Genomic DNA, 21,934 nt, shown 5'->3' on the forward strand with positions numbered 1-21,934 from the left:
CAGCGCGACAACTCAGCCGATCGTCTGCTGATAAACGCTGATGATCTCACCGGCAATCGCCACCGCAATCTCGGCGGGCAGCTTGCCTTTCACATCCGGCAGGCCAATCGGACAGCGCAGGCGGGCCAGCGTGTCGCTCTCCACTCCCTTGCCCGCCAGCCGGTAGCGGAAACGCTGATTCTTGGTTGCTGAGCCGATCACCCCGGCATAGCGAAAATCACCGCGCCGGAGCACCGCCTCGCACAGGGCAAAGTCGAGCGGATGATGGTGCGTCATGATGATGAAGTAGCTGCCTGCCGGGGCCTGCGCCACGCAGTCGAGCGGATCCTCCGGCTGATGTGTCACGACGCCGGGCGGCACATGGCAGAACTGCGCCGCGCGACTGTCGACCCAGTTTATGTGACAGGGTAACGTTGACAGCAGATTCACCAGCGCCTGACCGACATGTCCGGCCCCGAACAGCCAGATCTCCGGCTGCGCCTGCAGCAGCGGCTCAAACAGCAGCGTAGTCCTGCCGCCGCAGCACTGGCCGAGCCGCGCGCCCAGGCTGAAGGCTTCCGTGTGCGGGGCGCGGGTACCGCTCTCCAGCATCGCCCTGGCCTGGGCGATGCACTGAAACTCCAGATGCCCGCCGCCGATAGTCAGCCACGTCTCCTGCTGTGAAACAATCATCTTGCTGCCGCTGTCACGCGGCACCGACCCCTGTTCACTGAGCACGGTGATCAGGACGCAGCTCTGACGCTTCTCCCGCAGCTGGTGCAGCACGCCGATCCAGTCATGGTAGATCATCAGTGGCTCCTGTCAGGCGCTGCACGCCCCGGAAGATCCGTTCGGGCGTGGCGGGCGCATCCAGCAGCGGGTGCTGCCGGTAGTCCGCGACGCTGGCTACCGCATCCTGCAGGGCGCACCAGGCCGCGATACCCAGCATAAAGGGCGGCTCCCCGACGGCCTTGGAGTGAAACACCGTCTCCTTTGGATTTTTGCGATTCTCTACCAGCGTGACCCGCAGATCGGCCGGCACATCGCTGATGGCCGGAATTTTGTAGCTCGCCGGACCATCGGTCAGCAGCTGCCCTTTATCATTCCACACCAGCTCTTCGCAGGTGAGCCAGCCCAGCCCCTGCACAAAGCCCCCTTCCACCTGACCGATATCGATGGCCGGGTTTAAGGAGGCGCCGACATCATGCAGGATGTCGGCACGCAGCAGGCGGGATTCGCCGGTCAGCGTATCGATGATCACTTCGCAGCAGGCCGCCCCGAAGGCGTAGTAGTAGAAAGGTTTGCCCCGTCCCGCCAGCCGGTCGTAGTGAATACCCGGCACGCGATAGTAGCCGGTGGCCGAAAGCGGCACCTGATTCAGCCACGCCAGCTTTGCCACCTCAGCAAAGGTGTAATGTTTCTCCCCGGCGCGCACCACGCCGTTGCGGAAACTCACCTCGGCGGCGTCGCACTGATGCTGTTCGCAGAGCATCGCGGTCAGCCGGTCACGCAGAATCTCCGCCGCATTCTGCGCCGCTTTGCCATTGAGGTCTGCACCGCTGGAGGCGGCCGTCGGGGAGGTATTCGGCACTTTTCCGGTGTCGGTGGCGGTGATCTGGATTTTATCGGTCTCGATCTGCAGCACCTCGGCGACAATCTGCGTCACCTTGGTGTTGAGCCCCTGGCCCATCTCGGTTCCGCCGTGGTTAAGCTGCACCGTACCGTCGGTGTAGATCAGGATCAGCGCGCCTGCCTGGTTAAGAAAGCTGGAGGTAAAGGAGATACCAAACTTCACCGGGGTCAGCGCCAGTCCGCGTTTCAGCAGCGGGCTGCGGGCGTTAAAAGCCGTAATCTCTGCGCGGCGGGCCTGGTAGTCGCTGCTGCGTTCAAGCTGCTCCGTGATCTCATCCAGCAGGTTATCTTCGACCTGCTGATGGTAATGGGTAATGTTACGATCCTCCTTGCCGTAGTAGTTACGTTTGCGCAGCGTCAGCGGGTCCAGACCCCGTTCGCGGGCGATGTGATCCATGATCTGTTCAATCGCCACCATACCCTGCGGTCCGCCAAATCCCCGGTAGGCGGTGTTGGAGGCCGTATTGGTGCGGCAGCGATAGCCGGTAATCCGTGCATCTCCGAGGTAATAGGCGTTATCGGCGTGGAACATGGCACGATCGACAATGGATCCGCTCAGATCCAGCGAATAACCGCAGTTTCCGGCCAGATCGATACGGATGCCGCAGAGCCGTCCATCCTCCTCGACGCCCGCCTCATAGCGCACGAAGAAAGGATGGCGTTTGCCGGTCACGCGCATATCGTCGCGGCGTGAGAGCCGCATCTTCGCCGCCCGCCCGGTCTGGCGCGCCACGATGGCGCAGAGACAGGCGACGCCCGCCGCCTGCGTCTCTTTGCCGCCGAAACCGCCGCCCATGCGACGCATATCGATGGTGACCTGATTCAGGCTGATGCCCATCACCTCCGCCACCAGCTTCTGCACTTCGGTGGGGTTCTGGGTCGAGGAGAAAACCTGCAGCTGCTGATCTTCGCCCGGGATCACCATCGCGGTCTGGGTTTCCAGATAGAAGTGCTCCTGGCCGCCGATATGAAACGATCCGCTGACCCGATGCGGCGCACGCGCCAGCGCCGCCTCCACGTCGCCGCGCTGATGAACATGCGGCTCCTGAACAAAACTGCCCTGCGCCAGCGCCTGCTCCACGTCCAGCAGCGGTTCCAGCACCTCATACTCAATCACCGCTGCGGCCGCGCCCTGGCGGGCGGCGTCAGGTGTCTCTGCCGCCACCGCGATCACAATCTGGCCCAGATACTCCACTTTCTCGTGCGCCAGCAGCGGATCGCCCGGTTCCAGCGGACCGACATCGTTGATGCCCGGCACATCCTGCCAGGTCAGGACGCTGACGACGCCCGGCACGGCGTAGCAGGGTTGCACATCAATGTGCAGGATCCGGGCGTGGGCGTGTTCGCTCAGGCGCGGACAGAGGTGCAGCAGTCCGGGCAGCTCCGGCTTGTCGTCAATGAAGCGCGCCTCACCCGAAACGTGCTTTTCCGCACTCTCATGGCGATTACTGCGACCCACGCCGCTCTGCAGGTCGGCGGCGTACTGCGCCTTAATCACCTCTTCGGTCAGTTCAGGACGGTTATGAGACATAGCGTGAGACCTCGATACAGGTTATGTCGCCGTTATGGCGATGCCAGTAGCGGCGAAGCAGGTTCTGCGCCACCTTGAGGCGGTAGTCGCTGCTGGCACGAAAATCGGAAAGCGGCTGGAAATCCTCGGCCAGCGCGGCCGCTGCGTGTGACACTGTCACCGCATTCAACGGCTGCCCGAGCAGTCTCTGTTCGCAGTGGTACGCGCGCCCGGGCGTCGCGGCCATGCCGCCAAAGGCGATACGGACGGCGCTGACGACACCCTGATCAAACTGAAGATTAAAAGCCCCAAACACCGCAGAGATGTCGTCATCCAGCCGTTTAGAGACTTTCCAGGCGACAAAATCAGGTGACACCGTCACCTTATCGATACGGATGGCGCGGATAAACTCCCCTTTTTTCAGCTGCGTCTGCCGGTAGCCGGTAAAGAACTGGTCGAGCGGCAGACTGCGCTGCTGTTCGCCCGTCTGCAGCACCAGGCTGGCATCCAGGGCCAGCAGCACTGGCGAGGCGTCGCCGACTGGCGAAGCGTTGGCAATGTTGCCGCCCAGGGTGCCCTGCAGACGGATCTGCAGCGAGGCGAAGCGTTGCAGCATCTCGCTGACGCCGGGAATGCGGCTGGCAAGAAAATCGCTGACCTGCTGTAGCGACGCGCCCGCCCCCAGCAGATAGTGGTCGTCAAATTCGCTGCAGACTTTAAGCGCGGCAACCTGCTCCAGCGCAATCAGCACGCCAATTTTTTTATGCTGCTGGGTGATCTGCAGGCTGAGGTCGGTGCCACCGGCAATCAGCTGCGCGTCGGGATGCGCCTGACAGAGCGCAGCCAGCTGAGCGGGCGTTTTCGGCAGGAAGCAGCGGCGACCTTCACCGGCTAACTCCTGCACCTCCGGACTGGCCAGCGCCTCCAGCCGCTGTACGGTGGTGGCAGCCTGCTGCTCAAACAGATCGGACACCGGCTGCGAACAGAGCTGTTCGGCGGCCGCCATAATGGGCCGGTAGCCGGTGCAGCGGCAGAGGTTTCCGGCCAGCGCCGTTTCCGCCTGGTGGCGATCCCAGCCTCCCGCCCTTTTTTGCAGGCTGAACAGCGACATCACAAAGCCTGGCGTACAGAATCCGCACTGCGACCCGTGGCACTCCACCATCGCCTGCTGCGCCGGATGCAGGGCGCGTCCATGACGCAGATCCTCTACCGTGATCAGCTGCCTGCCCTGTAAGGCGGAGACCAGCGTCAGGCAGCTGTTGACGGTTTCATACTGCATCTTTCCCTCCACGACTTTGCCCAGGGTGACGCTACAGGCGCCGCAGTCCCCCGAGGCACAGCCCTCTTTGGTGCCGGTGCGCTGCTGCCGGGTGCGCAGATAAGTGAGCACCGTGAGATTAGGATCGAGCGTCTCTTCGGTGACGAGCTGATTATTTAACAGAAACTGGATCATGCGGCTTGCTCCTGTGATTCGCGCTGCCAGACCGGACGACCCGCGACCCAGGTCTGGGCAATGTTGCGGTCGTCGCCCAGCGTCATCAGCACGAACAGTTTTTCCCAGATATCTTTGCTGTTGCCGATACGCAGCTGCTGCAATGCAGAGACAGCCGGATCGAGCACCACGAAATCGGCCTCTTTACCCACGTTGAAATTGCCGATGGCGTGATCGAGATCCAGCGCATGGGCGCCACCCAGCGTGGCGTGGTAGAAGGCTTCGGCGGCGCTGAGCCGGTAGTGCTGTAGCTGCCCGACCTTGTAGGCTTCACCCAGCGTCTGCAGCATATTAAAGGTGGTGCCTGCGCCGACATCGGTGCCGATACCGACGCTGACGCCCTGCTGCCAGCTGCGTTTCAGGTTGAACAGCCCGCTGCCGAGAAACAGGTTGGAGGTGGGACAAAATGCAATGGCGGATTCGGTGTCGTGCAGACACTGCCACTCCCGATCGTCCAGATGCAGACAGTGCGCAAAGACGCTGCGACGGCCCGTCAGCTGATGATGATGGTAGACATCCAGATAATTCTCCCGCTCCGGGAACAGTGCTTTCACCCAGGCCACCTCCTGCGGATTCTCACTGAGATGGGTGTGCACCCAGGTATCCGGGAACTCCTGACGCAGCTGCTGAACTTTTTCCAGCAACGCCGGGGACGAGGTCGGTGCAAAGCGCGGCGTCAGCGCATAGCTCAGTCGCCCGCGCTGATGCCAGCGCGCAATCAGCGCCCGCGTCTGCTGGTAGCTCTGCTCCGGCGTTTCGGTCAGGTTGTCGGGCGCATTGCGGTCCATCATGACCTTACCGGCAATCAGCCGCATGTTCAGGGCTTCGGCCGCGCTGAACAGGGCCTCCACCGACTGCGGATGGACGGTGCCAAACACCAGCGCACTCGTGGTGCCGTTGGAGAGCAGCTGATGCAGAAAGAAGGCGGACATCCGCGCCGCGTGATCGGGGCAGTGATACTGCGCTTCTACCGGGAAAGTGTAGTGATTGAGCCACTCCAGCAACTGTTCACCGAATGCGCCAATCATCTCGGTCTGCGGATAGTGAATATGGGTGTCGACAAAACCCGGCACAATCAGCCTGCCGCGCAGGTCGGTAACGGGCTGGTCTGCCAGCCGCGCCGCGCTGTTCTCCCAGCTCTCCAGCCCCACCACGCGGCCTTCACGCAGCAGCAACACCCCATCCTCCAGATAGCGGGCCCGTTTGAGGAGATCGTCGGGATGAGTCACTGTGCCCGTGAAATCGAAGAAGCTGGCGCGTATCGCCGTATCAGTTGCTGATAACATGGTCCGTCCTTTCTGAATGCGCGCTGATGCGCGATGGTGCATCAGCAGAGGTATCTTCATTACGCCTTGCAACCTGCGTGCCAATTTCGAAATGAAATAAAATCCTTAACAATCAGCAAAATAAGAGTGAAACGCATCGTTGCGCAACAAAACAGCCCGGAGTGGGTTAGCAACCGTTTGCGGAACCGATGCAAACGGTTGCAGTCCGTTTTCAGCCGGACAGGATGATTTGAGTATGGCCGCTCAGCCCGGAATCTGCCCTTTCAGGGTGCAGGCTGCCCTGAAAAGGCGCATCCGGCTGAGCGGTAAAATGCGTTTACAGGCCAGGCTGTTTTTCCACGCGCAGAAGCCGGAATGAAATGCTATGGTGAAGCCATCGACTCTGAAAATGGCATAAGGAACAGTGAGATGATAATTTTTGTCACCGGTGCGACCGCCGGTTTTGGTCAAAGCATCACCCGCCGCTTTATCGAAAATGGTCATAAGGTGATTGCCACCGGACGCCGCGCCGAACGTCTGAAAGCGCTGAAAGAGGAGCTGGGCGACAACCTCTATACGGTGCAGCTTGATGTGCGCAACCGTGCCGCGATCGAAGAGGCAGTGAGCCAGCTTCCGGCCGAATGGCGTCATATCGACGTGCTGGTCAACAATGCCGGGCTGGCGCTGGGCATTGAGCCTGCGCACAAAGCTAACGTTGAAGACTGGGAAAACATGATTGACACCAACACCAAAGGGCTGGTCTATATGACCCGCGCCCTGCTGCCGCAGATGGTGGAGCGCAATGTGGGTCATATCATCAATATCGGTTCGATTGCCGGTAGCTGGCCCTATGCCGGTGGCAACGTTTATGGTGCCACTAAAGCCTTCGTGCGTCAGTTCAGCCTGAATCTGCGTACCGACCTGCACGGTACCGCGCTGCGCGTGACCGACATTGAACCGGGTCTGGTCGGCGGCACCGAGTTTTCTAACGTGCGTTTCAAAGGCGACGACGATAAAGCGGGTCAGGTCTATGAAGGTGCGACCGCCCTGACGCCAGAGGATGTGACGGAGGCGGTCTGGTGGGTCGCGACGCTGCCAAAGCATGTCAACATCAACAGCCTGGAGATGATGCCGGTCAGTCAGACCCTGGCGGGCCTGAAAGTCCACAAGCCGTAAGTTCCCGCCACGCCAGCTGCGGCTGGCGTTATCCCCGCCCCCAGCCCAGCACGATGATCAGCATCCCGCTGAACGCAATCAGTGCCCCGCTCCAGTCCCACGCGCTTAACTTCACGCCATCCACGATCCGCAACCAGAGCAGCGCCGTCAGGACATAAACGCCACCGTAGGCCGCGTAGACCCGGCCACTGGCCGCCGGATGCAGGGTCAGCAGCCAGACAAACAGCGCCAGGCTGGCCGCCGCAGGCAGTAACAGCCAGACAGCGCCCCCTTTTTTCAGCCACAGCCACGGCAGAAAACAGCCGGTAATCTCCGCCAGCGCGGTAATAAAAAACAGCAAGGCGGTCTTGATCAGCACCGGTTCCTCTCCCGAACGTAAACAAATGACTCACCGCTGGTGAGCAAAGAAACGGCGATGATATACTAAAAGCCTCTGCCATCGGGCTGAATTGTTGCAGAGCGACCAGGCAGGCGTGTGCGCTGTCCGGGTTCAGCATCACCGCTGAAACAGCCTGATGGGCCAGGCTCCAGGCATGTCCGCTGCTATCGCCGTCGCAGAGAGTATGGTTTGCGTTAACTAAAGGATAAAGTAATGAAAAAAATGATCCCTGCCGTGCTGATGGTACTGCTTTCCACCGCGGCCCTGACTGCGACAGCCAACACCAATCGTCTGATCATTGAAGATGGCAGCTCTGCGCTGAGCAATGAAGCAGCGCGTCAGGACAGAGAGCAATGGAATGACACGCGGATGCTCCGCAACAAGGTAAACAGCCGCGTCGAAAAAGAGTTCGACAAAACTGACCGGGCGTTTGATACCCGTGACAAGTGCGAGCAGAGCCTCAATCTTAACGCCTACTGGGAACCCAACACCCTGCGCTGTCTGGACCGCCGTTCAGGCCGCCCGGTTACCCCCTGAAATTGCGCTATAGTAATGACGGACGACTAACATAAGGAAGACGTGATGAAGCTACAGAGAGTGTTGTTCACTGCGGCGTTGTTTGCCCTGCCGCTGATGGCGCAGGCATCCTGTGAGTCAGTAAAAGCGGATATCAGCCAGAAAATCATTCAGAATGGCGTACCCGAATCGGGCTTCAGTCTCGACATCGTCGCCAACGATCAGGTTGATCAGGCAGGCGGTCAGGTCGTCGGGCATTGTGACAATGACACACAAAAGATCGTTTATAAACGCTCTGGCAGCGACAGCGACGCCAGCGTGCCCGCCAGTGCCGGCAGTTCGCAGGACGCGCCAGCACAGTAGTCCGTTTCAGATCAGGGCGGCCCTCGCCGCCCTGCCTGCTAGTCCGCCTGTTCCGGCCGCTGACGCGGCATCATCCACGCCACCCCTATTGCCAGCAGCGCCGTCACCAGCGCCACCACAAAGACCCAGTGCAGTGACGCGGCAATCGCCGCCACCATCTGCTGCAGCGTCTCGGGCGGCAACGCCTGACGGCTCTGACCGGACATAATCTGCTGCACCGGATCCTGAATCTCTGGCAGACGCCACTGCAGATTCAGATTCAGCACCGCCCCCATAATGGCTGTCCCCACCGCTGAGCCGATCATCCGGCTGAACATGATGGACGCGGTACAGATGCCGCGAATCTGATAGTCCGCCTGATTCTGCACCGACACCAGGAAGGTGGTGCTGGTCATGCCCATGCCGGTGCCGATCAGGAAGGCCGTAAAGCCCGCCTGAAACAGCGAGCTTGCCGGCTGCAGAAACAGCAGTAAGGCGCTGCCGGTCACCAGCAACAGCACGCCGAGCTGGGCGGTGAAGCGGTAGGAGGTGTGCAGCATCAGCCTGCCGCTGAGCGTACTGGCCAGCGGCCAGCCAATTGACATCATCGCCAGCACGCTGCCCGCCTGCAGCGGTGAACCGCCGCGGATGCCCTGAATCCAGGTGGGCAGAAAAGCGCTGATCCCCATCATGGCCGCCCCGATAATCAGGTTGCCCGCGTTCCCTGCCACAATCAGCCGGCTGCGCCAGATCACCAGCGGAAACAGCGGCGCTGCAGCGCGCTGCTCATGCCGTCTGAGCTGCCAGCCCGCCAGCAGCGACACGAGCAGAAACGGCACCAGCCAGAGACCCAGCTGCTCCGCCTGCAGCAGCGCGGTCAGCAAGGCGGTCACGCAGAGCATCAGCCAGCCGCTGCCCGCCACGTTCAGCGGCTGCGTCTCCTCCTCCTGCGGATGCGACGGCAGCCAGCGCGCCAGCATCAGCATACTGACCACGCCTATCGGCAGATTGACCCAGAAGATCACCGGCCAGCTGAAGTGCTGCACCAGCCAGGCTCCGGTCAGCGGCCCCACGATCGCCGCTACCCCCCAGACGCTGGATAGCCAGCCCTGAACGCTGGCGCGTTCGCGCGGCGAGTAGATGTCGGCCACGATGGTGGAGCTGAGGGGCATAATGGCCCCCGCGCCGAGGCCCTGAAACGCCCGGAACAGGATGAGCCAGAACATGCTGTGTGCAAAACCGCACAGCACTGAGCCCAGCAGGAAAATTGTGGTGCCGATAAAAAACATCGTTTTGCGACCGACCCTGTCCGCCAGTCGCCCGTAGAGCGGCACGCTGACCGCCTGGGTCAGCAGATAGATAGAGAAGACCCAGCCAAACTGCGAAAACCCGCCGAGGTCGGCGATGATGGTAGGCATGGCGGTGGCGACGATAGTGACTTCGATAGCCGCCATAAACATCGCCAGCATGCAGGCGATTAAGATCCAGTGGCGGTGTCCGGTCTGAAGTTGTGCGCTGTCAGTCATAGAGTTCCTTTTTTTAACAGCAAGACTAGCCGAAAAGCGGCCCGCTGAGTTTCCCGCCAGTGCGCATTTTCCGCTCCATCTGTGACGGTGTCACCGAATGTCGATGAAATTTTTTTATTGTCACATCAGCCCAGACGCTACAGGGCTTTAACACCATTTTAACCTGTTTCTCTCTTCCTGTTTTAAGGCTGAAAAGCTGGCCTCTCGGATAAAGGGCTGCTATAGCAATAGAGCTTCTTATTTCAGCATCGGCTGAAAAAGCGTGGATAAACAGTCATTTCATCCACATTTTATCGCAGTTTCGGTTTTGGGCGCGGTGGCCGGTTTTGCCGCTTCTGTCGGACTGTTTGTGGCAGTTATAACAATTGAGATCGTTATCAGGGAGAATCTCCTATGCAAAATGCTTCACTGGCGAAACGCGCCGGTCTGGCTCTGCTTGCAGTTGTGGCGGTCATCGCCTTACTGATCCGGGGCCTCGGCTGGGATCTGCTGGTGGCCCGCAAAGTCGATCTGCTCTATCTGGGGCAACAACACCTCTTTTTAGTGTTCTGGTCCATGCTGTTTGCCCTGCTGGTCGGTATCCCCAGCGGCATCCTGCTCAGCCGCCCTTTTGCCCGTCGCTGGGCTGAAAGCGTCATGCAGATTTTTAATGTGGGTAATACCCTGCCACCGCTGGCGGTGCTGGCCCTGGCGATGGTCATCATCGGCATCGGCGACCGTCCGGCGCTGATTGCGCTGTTCCTGGCCTCGCTGCTGCCCATCGTCCGCAACACCTTCTCTGGCCTGAGTGCGGTGCCGCCGTCACTGCTTGAAGCCGCCAACGGCATCGGCATGACCCGCTGGCAGCGGCTGCGTCAGGTCGAACTGCCGAATGCCCTGCCGGTGATCCTCTCCGGCGTGCGCATCGCCACCGCCATCAACGTCGGCACCGCACCGCTGGCCTTCCTGATTGGCGCCAGCAGTTTTGGCGAGCTGATCTTCCCTGGCATCTACCTCAACGACTTCCCGACGCTGATCCTGGGCGCTGTCGCGACCGCTCTGGTGGCGCTGGTTCTGGATATGATGCTGGCCGCGCTGGGGCGCTTTCTGAGTCCGCACGCCGCGGCCTGACCATAAGGAATTTTAAATGCTAACGCGCTGGATCAAGAAAAGCGTTGTCGCGCTGACGGCAACGCTGCTGATAAGCCAGACGGCACAGGCCGCAACACCGCTGGTGATGGCCACCAAAAGTTTCACCGAGCAGCATATCCTCTCCGCCATGACCGTGCTCTGGCTGCAGAAGAAAGGCTTTGAGGTGGTGCCAAAACGTAATATCGCCACCACCATCGGCCGCAATGCGATGCTGAACAAACAGATCGATATGGTCTGGGAATATACCGGCACCTCACTGATTATCTTCAACCACATCAGCCAGCCGATGTCTTCAGAGCAGGCGTATGAAACGGTGAAGAAGCTGGATGGAAAACGGGGGCTGATCTGGCTGAACCCGGCACCGATGAACAACACCTACGCCTTCGCCATGACCCGCCAGGAGGCGGAAAAACAGGGGATCAGCACCATGTCCCAGCTGGTGGCGAAAATTGAGCAGATCCGCAAAACCGACCCGGATAACAACTGGCGGCTGGGCCTCGACCTGGAGTTCGCCGGACGCTCCGACGGCCTGAAGCCGCTGCAGAAAACCTACGGCCTGGCGCTGGATCGGCCGCAGATCCGCCAGATGGACCCCGGTCTGGTCTACAACGCCATCCGAGACGGCTTCGTGAATGCGGGGCTGATCTACACCACCGACGGCCGGGTTAAGGGCTTCGACCTGAAAGTGCTGGAGGATGATAAGCACTTCTTCCCCAGCTACAACGTGACGCCGGTGGTGCGCCAGGATGTGCTGGCGAGCCACCCGGGGCTGGACAGCGCGCTGAATCAGCTCTCTGCGCAGATCACCGATGAGGCGATTACAGAGCTGAACAAGCGGGTCGATATCGATCACCAGTCACCGGAGAAAGTGGCGCGTGATTTCCTTCAATCCAAAAACATGCTGTAAGGAGGCACTGTGGATACCCTTCACTACATCATGGATAACTGGAGCACCCTGCTGACCCTGAGCTGGCAGCACAGCTGGCTGGTGCTGGTGGCGGTGGGCCTGGCGATCGTAATTGGCGTGCCGCTGGGCATTCTGATCGTGCGCGTCAGATGGCTGGCGACCCCGATTCTGGGGATCGCCACCGTGGTACTGACCATTCCGACTATTGCGCTGTTTGGCCTGATGATCCCGCTGTTTTCGCTGATCGGTCAGGGTATTGGGGCGCTGCCCGCGATTACGGCGGTGTTCCTCTACTCGCTGCTGCCTATCGTGCGTAATACCCACACCGCGCTGGAGAACCTGCCGGATGGCCTGCGTGAAGCGGGTCGCGGCATCGGCATGACCTTCTGGCAGCGTCTGCGCTGGGTAGAGATCCCGATGGCGCTGCCGGTGATTTTCGGCGGCATCCGGACCGCCGTGGTGATGAACGTTGGCGTGATGGCAATCGCCGCGGTAATTGGCGCAGGCGGTCTGGGACAGCTGCTGCTGGATGGGATCAGCGGCAGTGATATTCGTATGCTGATTGCCGGGGCACTGATGATTTGTCTGCTGGCTATTTTTCTTGACTGGCTGCTGCATCGTCTGCAGCAGGCGCTGACTCCAAAGGGGATTCGATAATGATAATGCTGGAAAACCTGACGAAAACCTTTACCCAGAAAAACGGCACCACCAATAAAGCCGTCGATAACGTCAGCCTGCATGTGCCAGCCGGTGAGATGTGCGTACTGCTCGGCCCGTCGGGCTGCGGTAAAACCACCACGCTGAAGATGATTAACCGGCTGATCCCCGCCACCAGTGGACGCATCCTGATTAATGGAGAAGATACCAGCACCCAGGACACTACCACCTTGCGCCGCAATATCGGCTATGTGATCCAGCAGATTGGTCTGTTTCCCAACATGACCATCGAGGAGAACATTACCGTGGTGCCGCGGATGCTCGGCTGGAACAAAAAGCAGTGTCACGAGCGGGCCACCGAGCTGATGAGCATGGTCGCACTGGACCCCAAAAAGTTTCTTCATCGCTATCCGCGTGAGATGTCAGGCGGTCAGCAGCAGCGTATCGGCGTGATTCGTGCGCTGGCGGCGGATCCACCGGTGCTGCTGATGGATGAGCCCTTCGGTGCGGTTGACCCGATTAACCGCGAAGTGATCCAGAATGAGTTTCTGGAGATGCAGCGTCAGCTGAAGAAGACCGTGATGCTGGTGAGCCACGATATCGACGAGGCGCTGAAGCTGGGCGACCGCATCGCGGTATTTGGTCAGGGTAAAATCGTGCAGTGCGCCAGCCCGGATGAGCTGCTGGCGACCCCGGCCAATGAGTTTGTCGGCTCCTTTGTTGGCCAGGACCGCACGCTGAAGCGTCTGCTACTGGTGCAGGCGGGCGACGTGACCGAGCAGCAGCCGACTATCACCGTGCGCCGCGCCACGCCGCTGGAGGAAGCCTTTGGCACCATGGATGAGAACGATATGCGCTCGATTACCGTGGTCGATGAGGATGGCAAACCGCTGGGCTTTGTGAAGCGCCGCGAGGCACGAAACGTCAGCGGCCGCTGCGAAGAGAAGCTGCACACCTTCAAAGTTACGGGTAAAGCGGAGGAGAACCTGCGCGTCGTGCTCTCCAAACTTTATGAGCACAACACCGTCTGGATGCCGATCGTCGATGAAGAGGGGCGCTACAGTGGGGAGATTTCGCAGGATTACATCGCGGATTACCTTAGCTCAGGTCGTACCCGTCGTCGTCTGAATCCGTAATTCACGCCTGTCCATCACCTGACGGGGGCCAGGCTGGCCTCTGTTGGGTGACGCCATCCCTGGCCCGCTATGCTTTGCTAACAATAATGGCGCCCTTCGCGTGAAATTCTGCATTGCCTGTCTGGATCGTCAGGCAGTTTAGCTCTCCGTCAGCCTCTCCGCCTCAGCGGCCTCTGCCGTCTGCCCTTCGTCCGGCAGGACCAGGTTCAGCCCGATCGCCAGGAGGCCGCCGGTCGTCACCGCATGGCCGAACAGGCTGTTAATCAGCGGCGGGAACTGCTTCAGTACCTCCGGCACCGCTTCTACCCCCAGGCCGATACCAAAGGCGATGGCCACAATCAGCATCTCGCGGCGGCCCAGCGGCCGCTGCGTCATCACCCGGATACCGGCGGCCACCACGCTGCCAAACATCACGATGGTTGCACCGCCCAGCACCGGCGGCGGGATCTGCTGCAGCAGCGAGCCGATAAAGGGAAAAAGCCCCAGCAGCGCCAGCATAATCCCCAGCAGCATACCCACGTAACGACTGGCGACACCGGTCATCTGGATAACGCCGTTGTTCTGAGCAAAAGTGGTGTTGGGAAAAGCGGAGAACACCGCCGCCAGCACGCAACTCAGGCCGTCGGCGACGATGCAGCCCTGCAGCCGCTGCTGAAACGGCTTGCCAGTAATCGGCTGTTGCGAGATCAGGCAGTTGGCGGTGAGATCGCCCACGGCCTCGATCACCGCAATGACGGCGACCAGGGCGATGGGCAGGAAAATCGTCCAGTCGAAGGCAAACCCAAACCGGAACAGGGCCGGCAGCACGATCCCGTGCTCCGGCGTTATCATCTTCAGTGGCAGGTGCCCGGTTAAGGCCGCCGCCACGCACCCTGCCGCGATACCGGCCACCACCGCCACCAGCCGCGCCCAGCGGTTACGCGCACGGTTCAGCGCCACGATCACCAGCAGCGTCAGCGCCCCCAGCGCCAGGTTGCCGGGCGATCCAAAATCGGCGGCGTTATGGCCGCCCGCCCAGTCGGTGATGCTGACTTTGATCAGGCTGATGCCAATCAGGGTGATTACCGTGCCGGTCACGACCGGCGTCAGCACGTTGCGCAGCGAACCGACGCAGCGGCTGATCAGAATCGGGATCAGCGCCGCCACCAGGTTACAGCCAAACAGCATCGCCATAATCTCTTCCGGTGAACCGCCACGGCCTTTCACCATCAGTCCGCCGGACAGAATCACCCCCAGAAAGGCGAAGCTGGTGCCCTGCAGACAGATCATCCCGGCGCCGATGCCCCCGATACGCCGGGACTGTAAAAAAGTGCCCAGACCAGAGACAAACAGCGACATGCTGATCAAATAGGGTGTATAGGCCTGTAGCCCCAGCACTGAGCCGATGATCAGGGGCGGCGTAATAATCCCGACCACGCTGGCCAGCAGATGTTGCAGCGCGGCGATGAATGCCGGGACGGGGCCAATGCGGGCATCCAGCCCGTATAACAAACCTTGCTCGTGCGAGTGCGACATAATGATGCTCCACCTCTGGATGATAAGTGGAGGTAATGCATTTTCTGCGCCATGACGCTAGTAACTCGCACTATTCTGATTAGCGCATTGATTTAAAAGAGGAATTAAGCAAAGGAAGACAGCGATAAGCCTGAAACTTTAGGCTCATCGCTGACTGAGATGAAGAGATTTGTTTCATAATCAGGCGATCTTTGCACTCACAGCGTGCAGATCGCTCTGCTCCAGCAGGGAAATATCAATATAGGGGGTCAGATCACGCTGTTCGGCACGCGGCAGGTAAGGCAGCTCGCCCAGCCGCGGCGCGGCAATCTTTTCACGCAGAACCTCAATGATGTCGCTGTAGTGGGCCAGCCCCGGGTTGATGCGATTCGCGACCCAGCCCACCAAAGGCAGCCCATCCCGGGCTATCGCCTCTGCCGTTAACAGGGCATGACTGATACAGCCTGACTGAATGCCGACCACCATCACCACCGGCAGTTGCTGCTCCACGACCCAGCAGGAGAGCGGACGGCCATCATTCATCAGACTGCGCCAGCCGCCTGTGCCCTCCACCACCACCCGTTCGGCCTGCTGCGACAGGCTGAGGAGTCCCCGGGTCAGCAGTCCATAATCGATGTGCTGACCGGGATGGGTGCAGATCTCCTCCTCCTGAAAAACCAGCGGGTTAATGGCCTGATAGGGCAAATCCAGGGATGAGGCGCTCTGCAGCACCTGGGCATCTTTATTGCGCAGGCCATCAGCGGTGCTGGCCGCACTTCGCGCGACAGGCTTGTAGCCGACCGCGCTCAGCCTGTGGCGGATAAAACTCTGTAACAGGGCGCGTGACACTACCGTTTTACCCACTGCGGTGTCGGTGCCGGTAACAAACAGTCTGTTCACTCCACTTCTCCTTTTGGACCGTTGCGGTTAATCGGTGATTAACCTTGTTGCGAACCGGCATTCTAAAGAATGGAGGATGAGAACAGATTGCGTTAGCGCAAGATTAAGCCCGCTTAACCTTGCAACAGTTTCACTAACAGATGACCGCTGTAGAGCGCATCTTTGATCAGCGCCGCTGCGCCCAGCGTTCCCGGCTCGCTGAATTCCGTGGGTGCCAGCTGGATCGTCGCGCTGTAGGCAGGCAGTGACTGCTGCAGGATGGTGTTACGCACCGCCGGAAACAGCACATCGGCAGCCGCGTTAAGGGGAGAACCGATAAGAATATGTTGTGGATTAAAGATGTTGACCATCATTGCCAGGATCCGGCCAACGTGATGTCCTACGCTGGCGATGGTGTCGCGCGCCAGGCGATCGCCTGACTGGGCGGCTGCACACAGTGACTGCAGCGTCAGCGGCTGCGCATTGAGCAGGCTGTCAGGCTGCGCAGGCAGACGCTGGGCCGCCAGCGCCAGCAGGCTGCCGGTGCTGGCTACGGTTTCAAGACAACCATGATTCCCGCAGTAGCACTGCTGACCGTAGGGATCAATCTGCGTATGTCCAATCTCGACCAGCGCCCTGCCGCTTTTATGCAGCAGCTGACCGCCGCTGATCACGCCAGCCCCCACCGTTTCATCAATCACGATCTGGATAACATCCTGCGCGCCGCGTGACGCGCCAGACAGCGACTCTGCCAGCGTCCAGGCTGAAATATCATGCTGCACAAAGACCGGCAGCCCGGTACGCGACGCCAGCGCATCGCCCAGCGGCATATCACGCACCTGATAACCCGGCAGCCGGTGCACCACGCCGGACGCGGCATTTATCAGTCCGGGCAGCGTGATGGCAATAGCCGTCAGACGCTCCAGCTTCCTCTGGTGGCGGATAAAGAAGGCATCGACCTGTTCAATCAGCGCGTTCAGCAGCGGCTGCGCAGACTCATCCGGCAGCGGCAGGCTCTCTTCTGCCAGCGCACGGCTGCTGAGATCGCGCAACGTAAAGGTCATGGCGCCGCGATGCAGGCGGATCGCCAGATAGTGCCAGGCGTCAGTGTCCAGAATCAGGCCAATCGCCGGGCGACCGCGACTGCCCGGCTCCTGAAATTCGGTCTCCTGGACCAGATGGGCATCCAGCATTTCCCGCACAATTTTGGTAATGCTGGCCGGGGCGAGCTGGGCGCGGCGGGAGAGTTCGATGCGCGAAATGGGACCGTGAAGGTCAATTAATCGATAAACGACGCCTGCATTGGTCTGCTTGATCTGGTCAATGTGGCCAGGTTGACTGTCCGGATTCACAACCCTGCTCCCGGTTATTTTCGCGCTTCTAAATAAAGATGCGCCATGGTGATGCAGATCAGGCAACAGCGTCAAATATTTGATTAAATATGTGATTTATCGCACAGAATGATGAGATGTGGCGGGGGTTTCATCACCGCTTTGTCTGCAGCAGCGCCATCATGTTCTCCATCTGTGCACTCTTCTCGCGGGCGGCTGACCAGACCAGCCAGAGTTCAGAAATCGCATCCTCTTCCGTTAAGGGCAGCCAGACCAGGTCACTCAGCCGCGCCCGGCGAAAGGAGGCGGGCAGTATGGAGACGCCCAGACCGGTCGCCACCAGCCCCAGAATCGTCATCGCCTCGCCCACCTCCTGGGTGATATAGGGCTTAATGTGATAACGGTGCAGCAGCGCCAGAATGTCGCTATAGAGCGCGGTGCCCCCCTGCGGATCAAAAAAGACAAAGGGCTCAGTGGCCAGGGCCGACACCGAGATGCGCTCTGCGCTGGCCAGCGGATGCGCCTTGTGTACCACAGCACACAGCGGCTCACTCAGCAGTAACTGATGATGCAGTCCGGCGGGCAGCGACGTGTTGCGCATCACGCCGAGATCGAGCCGTCCATCCAGCAAGGGCGCCAGCTGCTGGCGGGTGTTGATCTCCTGCATCTGGATGTGCACCTGCGGCCACTGCTGCCGGAAACGGTAGAGGGCGTCAGAGACCGCTGCGGTAAAGGGTGCGGAGGAGGTAAATCCAATGCGCAGCTCTCCCTCTTCGCCACGGTGCAGTCGGGCGGCGCGGTCGGCGGCCTGCTCAACCTGCAACAGAATCGTCCGGGCATCGCTCAGCAGCTGCGCACCCGCCGCCGTAAGCTGCACGCTGCGGTTAGTGCGATGAAAAAGCCTGGCGCCGGTTTCCGCCTCCAGCTGGATGATCTGCTGACTGAGCGGGGGCTGAGAGATATTGAGCCGCTGCGCCGCCCGCCCGAAATGGAGCTCTTCTGCCACCGCCACAAAGTAGCGCAGATGCCGCAGTTCGATATTCATATCTTAAACGTCTTATTTGAGATTATTAATATATTAGACATCATAATGCCGCTTTCCTAAGCTGACGACAGTTTTCTGACTTTAAGGAAGATGTGTGAGTCGCTCAATTCAGGCCACGGCAGATGACGACGCGGCGCCAGGTGCGCCTGCGACCACTGCGGCTTCAGGTTATATCCGCCGGGGTACGCCCCAGTTTATGCGCGTGACGCTGGCGCTGTTCTCTGCCGGACTGGCCACGTTTGCCCTGCTCTACTGTGTTCAGCCAATCCTGCCGGTTCTGTCGCAGCAGTTTGGCGTTTCGCCCGCGGCCAGCAGTCTGTCGCTCTCGATCTCCACCGGGCTGATGGCGCTGGGGCTGCTGGTCACCGGACCGCTCTCGGATGCGATTGGCCGCAAATCGGTGATGGTCACCGCCCTGATGCTGGCGGCGCTCTGCACCCTGCTCTCGGCCACGATGACCAGCTGGCACGGCATTCTGCTGATGCGGGCGCTGATGGGGCTGTCGCTCAGCGGCGTCGCGGCGGTGGGTATGACCTACCTGAGCGAAGAGATGGATGTGCGGGTCGTCGCCTTTTCGATGGGCCTCTATATCAGCGGGAACTCGATCGGCGGGATGAGCGGCCGTCTGCTGAGCGGGGTGCTGACCGACCTGTTCACCTGGCGGATTGCCGTGGCGGTTATCGGCTGCTTCTCACTGGCGTCGGCGCTGATGTTCTGGAAGATCCTCCCTGCCTCGCGCCATTTTCGCCCCATCCCGCTGCGTCCGCGTAACCTGATGATTAACTTCCGGCTGCACTGGCGCGATCCCGGCCTGCCCTGGCTGTTTGCCGAAGGATTCCTGCTGATGGGGGCCTTCGTCACGCTGTTTAACTATATCGGCTACCGTCTGCTGGAGGCCCCCTGGCATCTCAGTCAGGCGGTTGTAGGACTGTTGTCAGTGGTCTACCTGACCGGATCCTGGAGTTCACCCAAAGCGGGGGCGCTGACCAGCCGCCTGGGACGCGGGCCGGTGATGCTGGGTGCCACCGCGATGATGCTGCTGGGCCTGCTGATCACCGCCTTTAACGCTCTCTGGCTGATTCTGCCTGGCATGATGCTGTTCACCGCCGGTTTCTTTGCCGCGCATGCCGTGGCCAGCGGCTGGATTGGCCCGCGCGCGCGCCGGGCCAGGGGCCAGGCCTCCTCGCTCTATCTGTTCAGTTACTACGCCGGTTCCAGCGTGGCGGGTACGCTGGGCGGCTTCTTCTGGCATGAGTATGGCTGGCGTGGCATAACGCTGTTTATCAGTTTCCTGTTGATCCTGGCGCTGCTGGTCGCCTGGCGGCTGCACAGCAAAAAACTCTGACGAATCCCGCCGGAACCCGGCTTTGTACCGGGTCTGGCGGTATCCTGTCCCGACCCTATTCTGTCAATCCGCTCACCACAACGCGTGCATTTCCCGCTATAATCGTTCGTATTGAAATAATTCGTCTGCTTTGCCTTTTCACGGCAACAAGGAACGCCTGTGGCCCTCTACTATTACGTCAATAAACAATCGGGATATAACAATAACCATGTGGTGCATGCGGCGGGTTGCCCCTGGCTGCCGGACATGGATAACAGACTGTTTCTGGGCAGTTTTTACCATGTGAACGCCGCCATCCTGCAGGCAAAAAAATATTATGCGGGTGCCATTGGCTGTGAGAACTGCTGCCCGCTTAACCATCATGACGCACCGGACGGTCAGCAAAGCGTGGCCCTGAAGCACACGCCCTTTTCCCGCTAGTCAGAGAGGCGGAAGGTGGCGACGCGCGACGGCCGTAAGGCACCGGGCAGCTATCCCGCCTCACCGCTGAGGATGCGAAAATTTCCGTATTAAAAATGCGTTTCAGGGTTCCTCTTCCCGCTTTATTCACTACAATGTTCAGTAATTTGTGACACAAGTCACTTTCGCGGGATGGTCTGCCCCATCCTTACCCGCCGTACTGACTGATTTGACACCTTAATGCAACCAACAACTGTTTCACGTAAAACGGCCTGGCTTCGCGTCGTCCTGCTGGCCATCGCCGCGTTTGTTTTTAATACCACCGAATTTGTGCCGGTTGGCCTGCTGTCCGATATCGCGGCAGACTTCTCCATGCAGACGGCGGATGTCGGGATTATGCTGACGATCTACGCCTGGGTCGTTGCCCTGCTCTCCCTGCCGCTGATGCTGCTGACCCGCAACGTCGAGCGACGGCTGCTGCTGGGCGTGCTCTTCGCCGTCTTTGTCATCAGCCATGCGCTCTCTACCGTCGCCTGGGATTTCTGGTCGCTGATGGTCTCCAGGGTGGGTATCGCCCTGTCGCACGCCGTGTTCTGGTCGATTACCGCCTCACTGGCGATTCGTGTAGCGCCAGCCGGTAAGAAGACGCAGGCGCTCAGTATGCTGGCGACCGGTACGGCCCTGGCGATGGTGCTGGGTGTGCCGATTGGCCGCGTGGTGGGTCAGTATCTGGGCTGGCGCACCACCTTTGGCGCGATTGGTCTGTCGGCGCTGGTGCTGATGATTATGCTGGTGCGTATCCTGCCGCGCCTGCCCAGCGAACACACCGGTTCCCTTAGCAGCGTGCCGATGCTGTTTCGTCGCCCGGCGCTGGTCAGCATGTATCTGCTGGTGACGCTGGTTGTCACCGCGCATTACACCGCCTACAGCTATATCGAACCCTTTATGCAGAACGTGGCGCAATCCAGTGGCAACTTCACCACTCTGCTACTGCTGCTGTTTGGCTCTGCGGGCATTGTCGGCAGTATTCTGTTCAGCACGCTGGGCAATAAATTCCCCTCTGCGCTGCTGATCGCCGCAATCGCGCTGATTACACTCTGCATGGGACTGCTGATTTTTGCGGCCATTCGCCCTGCCGCCATTTCAACGCTCTGCATTGTCTGGGGGATGGCGATGATGATGATCGGTCTGGCGATGCAGGTGCGGGTTCTCTCGCTGGCGCCGGATGCCACGGATGTGGCGATGTCGCTGATGTCCGGCATCTACAACATCGGTATCGGCGCGGGTGCGCTGCTGGGCAATCAGGTCAGCCTGCATCTGGGCATGGCTGAGGTCGGCAATGTCGGCGGGATGATCGGTCTGGTCGCCCTGCTCTGGTGTGTCTGGATCTTCCGCCGTTATCCGCAGCTGCGCAGCAACGGCTGAATCCCGCTGCACGCATAAAAAAGGCTTCAGATACGCGGGTTATCTGAAGCCTGTTCACTACAATCCGTGACTGACGCTTATTTATAGAGAATGGCGGTGCCATGCAGGTTGTTGCTGCCAGAGGTCGAAGTGATGCGGAAAGACTTTGCTCCGGCATCGCTGGCCTTTTCTGACAACTGCTGCTCCAGCGACGTCAGGCTGGTGCTGCCTGTTGCGCTGATTACGCCTGTTTTATGCTGATCCAGCGGGATCGTACTGACCTGCTGCGCGGCAACGCTGGCAAAAGAGAAGCCGCTCAGCAGCGCCGCCGCCATAACAATCATGATTCTTTTCATGATGCCTGCACTCTGATTTTCAACGCGCTTATC

21 protein-coding genes are annotated in these 21,934 nt (G+C 60.1%); 10 read left to right on the forward strand and 11 right to left on the reverse strand.

What is annotated here, in order from left to right; genetic code table 11:
- Nucleotides 1-12: 12 nt before the first annotated feature.
- The 4 genes from xdhC to guaD are packed head-to-tail and all read right to left on the reverse strand — an operon-like array spanning nucleotide 13 to nucleotide 5,899.
- Nucleotides 13-789, reverse strand: coding sequence for a xanthine dehydrogenase accessory protein XdhC (gene xdhC / locus ACR6AS_RS05630; protein ID WP_293770066.1), 777 nt, complete (start codon nucleotides 787-789; stop codon nucleotides 13-15).
- Nucleotides 776-3,142, reverse strand: coding sequence for a xanthine dehydrogenase molybdopterin binding subunit (gene xdhB / locus ACR6AS_RS05635; RefSeq protein WP_367395495.1), 2,367 nt, complete (start codon nucleotides 3,140-3,142; stop codon nucleotides 776-778). Before xdhB ends, xdhC begins: the two co-directional genes overlap by 14 nt.
- Nucleotides 3,132-4,574: a xanthine dehydrogenase small subunit gene (gene xdhA, locus ACR6AS_RS05640; RefSeq protein WP_434161421.1), complete on the reverse strand. Its 1,443-nt coding sequence runs from the start codon at nucleotides 4,572-4,574 to the stop codon at nucleotides 3,132-3,134. Before xdhA ends, xdhB begins: the two co-directional genes overlap by 11 nt.
- Nucleotides 4,571-5,899, reverse strand: coding sequence for a guanine deaminase (guaD, locus tag ACR6AS_RS05645; protein ID WP_434161424.1), 1,329 nt, complete (start codon nucleotides 5,897-5,899; stop codon nucleotides 4,571-4,573). The genes xdhA and guaD overlap by 4 nt, the downstream gene beginning before the upstream one ends.
- A gap of 408 nt (nucleotides 5,900-6,307) precedes the next feature.
- Between guaD and ydfG the strand changes: the two genes are divergently transcribed.
- Entirely contained in the window at nucleotides 6,308-7,054 is a 747-nt protein-coding gene (gene ydfG / locus ACR6AS_RS05650) for a bifunctional NADP-dependent 3-hydroxy acid dehydrogenase/3-hydroxypropionate dehydrogenase YdfG (RefSeq protein ID WP_111140547.1), read from the forward strand.
- 28 nt (nucleotides 7,055-7,082) lie between these two features.
- Here the strand turns inward: ydfG and ACR6AS_RS05655 are convergent, their stop codons facing one another.
- Nucleotides 7,083-7,409 (reverse strand): YnfA family protein, encoded by a 327-nt coding sequence (locus ACR6AS_RS05655; RefSeq protein WP_111140548.1) that lies wholly within the window; start codon nucleotides 7,407-7,409, stop codon nucleotides 7,083-7,085.
- 237 nt (nucleotides 7,410-7,646) lie between these two features.
- On the opposite strand from ACR6AS_RS05655, the gene ACR6AS_RS05660 reads away from it, so the two are divergent.
- Both ACR6AS_RS05660 and ACR6AS_RS05665 read left to right on the forward strand, forming a co-directional pair.
- Nucleotides 7,647-7,970, forward strand: a complete 324-nt coding sequence (locus ACR6AS_RS05660) for a DUF1283 family protein (protein WP_111140522.1) — start codon at nucleotides 7,647-7,649, stop codon at nucleotides 7,968-7,970.
- Between the two features lie 45 nt (nucleotides 7,971-8,015).
- Nucleotides 8,016-8,312 (forward strand): DUF1161 domain-containing protein, encoded by a 297-nt coding sequence (locus ACR6AS_RS05665; RefSeq protein WP_111140523.1) that lies wholly within the window; start codon nucleotides 8,016-8,018, stop codon nucleotides 8,310-8,312.
- A gap of 38 nt (nucleotides 8,313-8,350) precedes the next feature.
- Here ACR6AS_RS05665 and ACR6AS_RS05670 read toward each other — a convergent pair whose 3' ends face one another.
- Nucleotides 8,351-9,817, reverse strand: coding sequence for an MDR family MFS transporter (locus ACR6AS_RS05670; protein ID WP_418798054.1), 1,467 nt, complete (start codon nucleotides 9,815-9,817; stop codon nucleotides 8,351-8,353).
- Nucleotides 9,818-10,210: 393 nt separating this feature from the next.
- Here ACR6AS_RS05670 and ACR6AS_RS05675 point away from each other — a divergent pair, with 393 nt between their 5' ends.
- From ACR6AS_RS05675 to osmV, 4 genes are read left to right on the forward strand one after another with little or no spacing between them, the layout of a single operon-like run.
- Complete coding sequence (locus ACR6AS_RS05675; protein WP_111140525.1) at nucleotides 10,211-10,927, forward strand: ABC transporter permease; 717 nt, start codon at nucleotides 10,211-10,213, stop codon at nucleotides 10,925-10,927.
- A 16-nt stretch (nucleotides 10,928-10,943) separates the two neighbouring features.
- Nucleotides 10,944-11,855 carry a glycine betaine ABC transporter substrate-binding protein gene (locus tag ACR6AS_RS05680; protein ID WP_434161430.1) on the forward strand — a complete coding sequence of 304 codons (912 nt, stop codon included), beginning with the start codon at nucleotides 10,944-10,946 and terminating at the stop codon, nucleotides 11,853-11,855.
- Between the two features lie 9 nt (nucleotides 11,856-11,864).
- Nucleotides 11,865-12,512 (forward strand): osmoprotectant ABC transporter permease OsmW, encoded by a 648-nt coding sequence (gene osmW, locus ACR6AS_RS05685; protein ID WP_010244802.1) that lies wholly within the window; start codon nucleotides 11,865-11,867, stop codon nucleotides 12,510-12,512.
- Nucleotides 12,512-13,648 carry an osmoprotectant ABC transporter ATP-binding protein OsmV gene (osmV, locus tag ACR6AS_RS05690; protein WP_434161433.1) on the forward strand — a complete coding sequence of 379 codons (1,137 nt, stop codon included), beginning with the start codon at nucleotides 12,512-12,514 and terminating at the stop codon, nucleotides 13,646-13,648. Before osmW ends, osmV begins: the two co-directional genes overlap by 1 nt.
- Before the next feature lie 138 nt (nucleotides 13,649-13,786).
- Here osmV and ACR6AS_RS05695 read toward each other — a convergent pair whose 3' ends face one another.
- The 4 genes from ACR6AS_RS05695 to ACR6AS_RS05710 form a co-directional block, all read right to left on the reverse strand.
- Nucleotides 13,787-15,163 carry a nucleobase:cation symporter-2 family protein gene (locus ACR6AS_RS05695; RefSeq protein ID WP_434161436.1) on the reverse strand — a complete coding sequence of 459 codons (1,377 nt, stop codon included), beginning with the start codon at nucleotides 15,161-15,163 and terminating at the stop codon, nucleotides 13,787-13,789.
- 180 nt (nucleotides 15,164-15,343) lie between these two features.
- Nucleotides 15,344-16,042 carry a dethiobiotin synthase gene (gene bioD / locus ACR6AS_RS05700; protein WP_111140530.1) on the reverse strand — a complete coding sequence of 233 codons (699 nt, stop codon included), beginning with the start codon at nucleotides 16,040-16,042 and terminating at the stop codon, nucleotides 15,344-15,346.
- A 113-nt stretch (nucleotides 16,043-16,155) separates the two neighbouring features.
- Complete coding sequence (gene mlc, locus ACR6AS_RS05705) at nucleotides 16,156-17,373, reverse strand: sugar metabolism global transcriptional regulator Mlc (protein ID WP_111140531.1); 1,218 nt, start codon at nucleotides 17,371-17,373, stop codon at nucleotides 16,156-16,158.
- 133 nt (nucleotides 17,374-17,506) lie between these two features.
- Entirely contained in the window at nucleotides 17,507-18,397 is an 891-nt protein-coding gene (locus tag ACR6AS_RS05710) for a LysR family transcriptional regulator (RefSeq protein WP_111140532.1), read from the reverse strand.
- A gap of 94 nt (nucleotides 18,398-18,491) precedes the next feature.
- On the opposite strand from ACR6AS_RS05710, the gene ACR6AS_RS05715 reads away from it, so the two are divergent.
- The 3 genes from ACR6AS_RS05715 (at nucleotide 18,492) to ACR6AS_RS05725 (ending at nucleotide 21,566) form a co-directional block, all read left to right on the forward strand.
- A complete protein-coding gene (locus tag ACR6AS_RS05715; protein WP_111140533.1) occupies nucleotides 18,492-19,742 on the forward strand; it encodes an MFS transporter in 1,251 nt (416 codons plus the stop codon).
- Between the two features lie 159 nt (nucleotides 19,743-19,901).
- Entirely contained in the window at nucleotides 19,902-20,162 is a 261-nt protein-coding gene (locus ACR6AS_RS05720; RefSeq protein ID WP_111140534.1) for a hypothetical protein, read from the forward strand.
- Nucleotides 20,163-20,381: 219 nt separating this feature from the next.
- Entirely contained in the window at nucleotides 20,382-21,566 is a 1,185-nt protein-coding gene (locus ACR6AS_RS05725; protein WP_111140535.1) for a sugar transporter, read from the forward strand.
- A gap of 77 nt (nucleotides 21,567-21,643) precedes the next feature.
- Here ACR6AS_RS05725 and bhsA read toward each other — a convergent pair whose 3' ends face one another.
- A complete protein-coding gene (gene bhsA / locus ACR6AS_RS05730) occupies nucleotides 21,644-21,901 on the reverse strand; it encodes a multiple stress resistance protein BhsA (RefSeq protein ID WP_111140536.1) in 258 nt (85 codons plus the stop codon).
- Nucleotides 21,902-21,934 lie beyond the last annotated feature (33 nt).

It is taken from the genome of Pantoea phosphatilytica (assembly GCF_051025615.1).
In the GTDB taxonomy this organism is placed as follows: Bacteria; Pseudomonadota; Gammaproteobacteria; order Enterobacterales; family Enterobacteriaceae; genus Pantoea.